This window comes from Blastomonas sp. (assembly GCF_041747255.1).
Classification (GTDB): Bacteria; Pseudomonadota; Alphaproteobacteria; order Sphingomonadales; family Sphingomonadaceae; genus Blastomonas.
In genome coordinates, this window is record NZ_JBGTFM010000425.1 from 1 (window position 1) to 5,722 (window position 5,722).

Below are 5,722 nucleotides of genomic sequence, written 5' to 3' on the forward strand. Positions count from 1 at the left end.
TGGATCCGGTCCGCGAACTCCCATACTGGCCCGCAGCTATGGCGCTGCTCATCGAGGCCGGACAGATGACAGCATCCGACTACGTGCCAAAATACCCCGATTTAACGCTTGCATCCAAAGGGGCGTCCACAGATGTCATTCTTGAAACGACCCCATCGTCGACATCCAAACCGGGGATGCTGCACCCGAAATGCGGACGAAATAGGTGAGGGAGCCGCCGAGCGGCTCCCTCGCGCTTTAGGTCAGAACCTTGCGGAACGTGACCTTGTCGTCTCCGTCCGACCAGTAGTCGCGTATGCGCGCTTCCCGCTCATATCCGAGCATGTCGTAGAATGCGCGCGTTCGTTCAAAGTCATCCTTGCCCGACGTGTCGACGAGCAGAATGCGAGCGCCTACCTCGGCAAGTTGCGTTTCCACGGCCTCCATAAGTTGGCTGCCGAGACCCGCACCGTGTCGTTTGGGATCGATGGCTATCATTAGCAAGTTCCAAACGCCTTCGGCCATTTCCTCGGGAACGAAGTAGCAAGCTGCATCGACTTGGCCATCGTCGAAGACAAGCCAACGCTGGTCGTCGTCCCCGTCGAAGAAGGCTGCCGTCAGGTCAGGCAAAATCTCGGGAGGAAACATCGCGTTTTCGTCGACTAAATAGGCGACTCGTTCAAGGTCGCGCCGCTCAAGCGGTCGGATACATTCTTTTTTCATGATAAAGCTTTCGGAAAAATTTGGACACGTGAAACTTATTGGCAAAGCCGAGCTTGCCATCGGTTTCTTCAGCAAGCCGAACCTTCGCGGTTCAGCCGTTCAGTCGGGTCGTGTTCACAAATTCTCCGTTTGCCCTTGGTGAGCCCCGACATTTTGCCCTATTCGCAACGAAGCTACAATGCCAATGACGCAATCTCGGACTTCATCACCAAATGCCGCCATTCCGAATTCCAAACATAAAAGATCATCAATCCCTAACACCATAACGTCTCAAAGCTGCCGTTGAACGGCTGCATAACCCTATTTCAGCCCCACCAACGGCTCTGTCAGCAGCGGCGGCATCCAGCCATGCTCTCCCCGCTCAGCCGTCCCTAGATTCGCGATCTCTTCTTCGAACAGCCCGACACGCTTTTTCCAGCGGTAGTGCGTCGGCGCGGAGAAGATGCCTTTGCCGCGGGCCTTGCCGTAGCGGGTCCAGAAGCGGATGGCGGCTTGCGGGTCAACACCGGCATTGGCCAACAACCAGATTGACAGGCGGTCAGCTTCAATTTCGGTGGCCAAAGTCAGCCGCGCATTACGGCCCAATTGCTGCATCAGGCCGCGCTGGATGCCTGCCTCGTTCAGCCGCCTGCGATGTTCGAGCAGATTGTGCGCCAGTTCGTGCGCCAGTATCGCCGCAAGTTCGTCATCGTCGTGCATGAAGTCCAGCATCGCGGTGGTGATGCTGGCAGTGTCACCATTGGCCGACGCGCCATAATTGGCGGTCGCCCGCAGTTCAAACCGGGTGCGGCAGGCGGGCGTGCCGGCTAGCGTAAGGTCAATTATTGCGCCGTCGCGCAGCACGGTCAGCGTCACTGGACCGGTGTCGAGCGCGGTGCGCAGCATAGCATCGGCCCAAGCGACCGGGCGATAGGCGTCGGGCTGGTCGATGTCGGCTAGCGCTGCCTCGCTTGGCGTGAAATCTCTGCCATTCAACGCGACCAACGCGTCATCTTGCCTGAGCCCCGCCAGTGCAGCCGGACCACCGGGCACCAGCGCCAGCACCGCGAAATCGCGCGCGAAGCCAAAAGCCGCTCTGGCACCGGCCTCATCGCCATACTGGCCGATGTGATGCAGCATCAGCCCCGCTGCATTCTCCCGTGATCGGCAAAATGGGGCATTTGCAGTGGCAAGGCGGTGACCAGTTGTGAGCACCCGCTGATCTGCGGCGCGCAGCGCGTGAAACGGATTGCTGACCGGCACGGCGTGCGCTGGCAAGGCCAGCACAGCGAATATCAACAGGAGCAGCGCCTTGATCTTTGCAAAGCCGCGCTGGCGCATCACGTCTATCCCGTCAGCGATCAACCGGCGGCCTTTTTGGCGCGCGCCTCGTCAACCGCCGCCTTCAATTCGTCAAAGCCGACCGCGCCATTGAGGATGCGGTTGCCCACCACCCAGCTGGGCGTGCCGCTGAATTCAAGCTGCTGCGCGATGCGGATGTTGGCATCGATCTGGGTTTTGGCCGCGCTGCTGGTCGCAAACTTGCGGGCTGCCTCGATGTCCAGCCCTGCCTTGCGCGCGGCCTGTTCGATGGTCGACTGGCTGGGCCGCCCGGCATCGAACATCGCCTTGTAAAAGGCGAAATATTTGCCCTGCTGCGCCGCTGCCATCGCCCACGCGGCGGCCAGCGAGCTTTCGTCCGACAAGATCGGCAGTTCCTGAAACACGATCTTGAGGTTTTTGTCTTCGCCTATCAAACGCTGAACATCGTTGACGCTTTGCTTGCAAAAGCCGCAGGCAAAATCAGAGAATTCAACCAGCACGATGTCGCCATCGGGGTTGCCCGCAAATGCCCCGGCGAGCGGTGTTTCGATGGTGCTGCGCACAGCATCAATGCGTTTGGCCGCCTGCCGGCTTTGCAGCATCTGCACCGCCTCCGGTATGATCTCCGGATTTTCGAGGATATACGCGCGAACAATCGCCTCAATTGCCTGCTTTTCCTGCACGTTGATGCCCGCCGCCTGTGCCGCGGCTTCGGCGGTCTGCCCGGCCTTGGTCGGGGGCGTTTTAAGGCTGCCGCCCTGCCACATAAAGGTGCCGACGGCAGCGGCGAGGGTCAGCAATCCGGCGATAGCCATAAACAGCCAGGTCCTTGTTCTTGGCGCGTCAGCGGCGGTGTGGCGTTCGGGCATGACGGGCTTTCGGTTCTGTAAGGGGTTGTGGGGTGAACGCTGCGGATCGCCGGGGCTTAGCGGCGGCGGGCCTGTCGTTCAACTGCGTCGCGCGCCAATATGGCGATATCCTGCGCCCTGATCCAGTCGGGACTCCCTTGCGGCAGATTGGTCATCGCCTGTTCGGCGCTGCGCAGCGCCAGAGGAGCGTTGCCCTGCAGCACGTAGCGTTCTGCGCTCGCCAGCGCGGCGCGGGGGGTATCGCCCCGGTTGGCGTAGACGACACCAAGCTGATACCAGGCAAAGGGATTGGCGGCATCGCGCGCCACCGAGGCGCGCAGCACGCGCTCGGCTTCGGGAAGGTTTTCAGGGTCTTCGGTCGCGATCAGCGCATGACCATAGACGCCCGCGATCAGCGGCTGGGCGTTGGTGCTGGCAACCGCCTTGCGCAAGGGAGGAATTGCCTCTGCCGGGCGGCCCGATTCGAGCAGGATCTGGCCATAGATTTCAAGAAAATACGGATCATCGGGTGACTCGTCGAGCAGCGATCTGGCAGCTTCGAGCGCCTTTTCAGGATAAGCGCTCTTGTGCCAGGCATAGGCACGGGCATAGCGCGCGGGCACGCTCTGGTCGCTTTCCGGGTAATCGCGCAAGGTTTCTGCCGGGTCCGCAACATAGCCGACCAGCTTTGCCTTTACGCGTTGAAACCGCGCTTCCAGTTCGGGATCGATGGGCCGTTCATAGGCCGGGTCGTTCTCGTAGATTTCCTGCAACAGCGTGATGCGTTCACCCGAAAGCGGGTGCGAGCGATTATAGCTGTCTTCCTGCGGGATCGCGAGGCGGAACTCCAGGTTTTGCAACCGCTTGAAAAAGTTGATCGACCCCTTGCCGGTCAGCCCCGCTTCCGCGAGGTATTTTGCGCCGGCAACGTCAGCCCCGGCCTCCTCGTTGCGGGTGTGCGCCAGAAACTTGCCGAGCGCGGCCTGCTGGCCTGCACCCATGATGCCGAGCCCCGCCTCGCCAGCGCCTGCGGCGACGGCGGCGATGCCCAGCAACAGCGACAGGATGGTGATTTTCGATGCGCGCGCCGCGCCTTCCGACCGGGTGATCGAATGGCCAAGCGCGATATGGCCAAGCTCGTGCGCGATCACCCCCTGCACCTCGTTGACGTTGCCCGCTGCCTCGATCAGCCCGCTGTGGATGTAGACATCCTGCGTGCCCGCGACGAACGCGTTGATGCTGCGGTCATTGATCACAACCACGTTCACGTTGGAGGGCAGCAGCCCGGCGGCGCGGATCAGGTCGCGCGACATGTCGTTCAGCAGCGCCTCGGTCTCGGCGTCGCGCAGGATCGACTGGGCGGTCACCGGCTGAATGGCGAGCACCAGTGCCGCGCACACCGCGACCGCGCGGGCGATCAACCGCATCACCGGGCGGGAAGAACTTGCAGACTGTGCGTGAGTTGCCACCTGTTCAAGCGCTCCGAAGGATCAGCATTGTCCCTGCCCGAATGACCGGCAAGCGATGAATGCAGCATGAAAAACCATAGCTGCATCAACCGTAGCGCGGCTTGCGTTCAATAGACAGCCCGTGGGCAGTGGCTTGCGCCAAACCGGGCCGGGTATCCAACCGGCCGAGACGCCAGGCTACAGCACATATTTGCTGAGATCGGTGTTCTTCGAAATGCCGGTCAGTTGCTGGTGGACATAATCGGCATCGATGCTCAGCGTCTCGCCGCGCCGGTCCTCGGCGTTGAAGCTGATGTCTTCGAGCAGCTTTTCCATCACCGTCTGCAGGCGGCGAGCACCGATATTCTCGACCGTTTCGTTCACTGTAGCGGCGATCTGCGCAACCGCGTGCAGCGCCTCGTCAGTAAACGTCAGCGTGAGTTCTTCGGTGCCCAGCAGCGCGCTGTATTGCTCTGCCAGATTGGCTTTGGTCTGGGTGAGGATGTGGAAGAAGTCATCCTCGGTCAGCGCCTTCAGCTCGACCCGGATCGGCAAACGGCCCTGAAGTTCGGGCAGCATGTCGCTGGGCTTGGCGACATGGAACGCGCCCGATGCGATGAACAGCACATGGTCGGTTTTCATCGGGCCATATTTGGTGGCGACGGTCGTGCCTTCGATCAGCGGCAGCAAATCGCGCTGCACGCCTTCGCGGCTGACCGATCCGCCGCGCACATCAGACACCGCGATCTTGTCGATCTCGTCCAGAAACACGATGCCGTTGGCCTCTGCATCGGCGAGCGCGACGCGCGCGACATCGTCCTGGTCCATGCGCTTTTCGGCTTCTTCCTCGATCAGCTTGTCCCACGCATCGGCGAGACGCATCTTGCGCGGCTTGGTGCGCTTCTGGCCAAACGCCTTGCCCATCATGTCGGAGAGGTTGATCATGCCGACCTGGCCGCCCATGCCGGGGATCTCCATCGGCATATTGGGGGCGTCCTCCACCTCGATTTCGACCTCGGTGTCATTCATGTGATTGTCGGTGATGCGCTGGCGAAAGCTCTGCCGCGTCGCCTCGCTGGCGCTGTCACCGACCAGCGCGTTGAGCAGGCGTTCCATCGCGGCCTCCGATGCCGCTTCGCGCACCTTCTCGCGGCGGCGGTCCTTTTCCAGCCGCACCGCGTCCTCCACCAGATCGCGGGCGATCTGATCGACGTCGCGGCCGACATAGCCAACCTCGGTAAACTTGGTTGCTTCAATCTTGATGAACGGCGCATCGGCGAGCTTGGCCAGTCGCCGCGATATCTCGGTTTTGCCGCAGCCAGTCGGCCCAATCATCAGGATATTCTTGGGCGTCACCTCGTCGCGCAGCTCGGCGGGCAGCCGCTGCCGCCGCCAGCGGTTGCGCAGCGCGACCGCGACAGC

Annotated in this window: 6 protein-coding genes; 1 reads left to right on the top strand and 5 read right to left on the bottom strand. The window is 61.6% G+C overall.

Features of this window, described 5'->3' with window-relative positions:
* Positions 1-209 (top strand): hypothetical protein (locus ACEW8G_RS14245; RefSeq protein WP_373489064.1); only part of this gene is annotated, 209 nt, incomplete at its 5' end.
* A gap of 28 nt (positions 210-237) precedes the next feature.
* Here the strand turns inward: ACEW8G_RS14245 and ACEW8G_RS14250 are convergent.
* The 5 genes from ACEW8G_RS14250 to hslU all read right to left on the bottom strand — a co-directional run.
* Complete coding sequence (locus ACEW8G_RS14250) at positions 238-777, bottom strand: GNAT family N-acetyltransferase (protein WP_373489065.1); 540 nt, start codon at positions 775-777, stop codon at positions 238-240.
* 225 nt (positions 778-1,002) lie between these two features.
* Positions 1,003-2,046 (bottom strand): M48 family metalloprotease, encoded by a 1,044-nt coding sequence (locus tag ACEW8G_RS14255; protein ID WP_373489066.1) that lies wholly within the window; start codon positions 2,044-2,046, stop codon positions 1,003-1,005.
* Positions 2,043-2,819, bottom strand: a complete 777-nt coding sequence (locus ACEW8G_RS14260) for a DsbA family protein (protein WP_373489067.1) — start codon at positions 2,817-2,819, stop codon at positions 2,043-2,045. Before ACEW8G_RS14260 ends, ACEW8G_RS14255 begins: the two co-directional genes overlap by 4 nt.
* A 110-nt stretch (positions 2,820-2,929) precedes the next feature.
* Complete coding sequence (locus tag ACEW8G_RS14265) at positions 2,930-4,279, bottom strand: M48 family metalloprotease (protein WP_373489069.1); 1,350 nt, start codon at positions 4,277-4,279, stop codon at positions 2,930-2,932.
* A gap of 219 nt (positions 4,280-4,498) precedes the next feature.
* Positions 4,499-5,722: ATP-dependent protease ATPase subunit HslU (gene hslU, locus ACEW8G_RS14270; RefSeq protein ID WP_373489068.1), on the bottom strand; the 1,224-nt coding region annotated here is incomplete at its 5' end.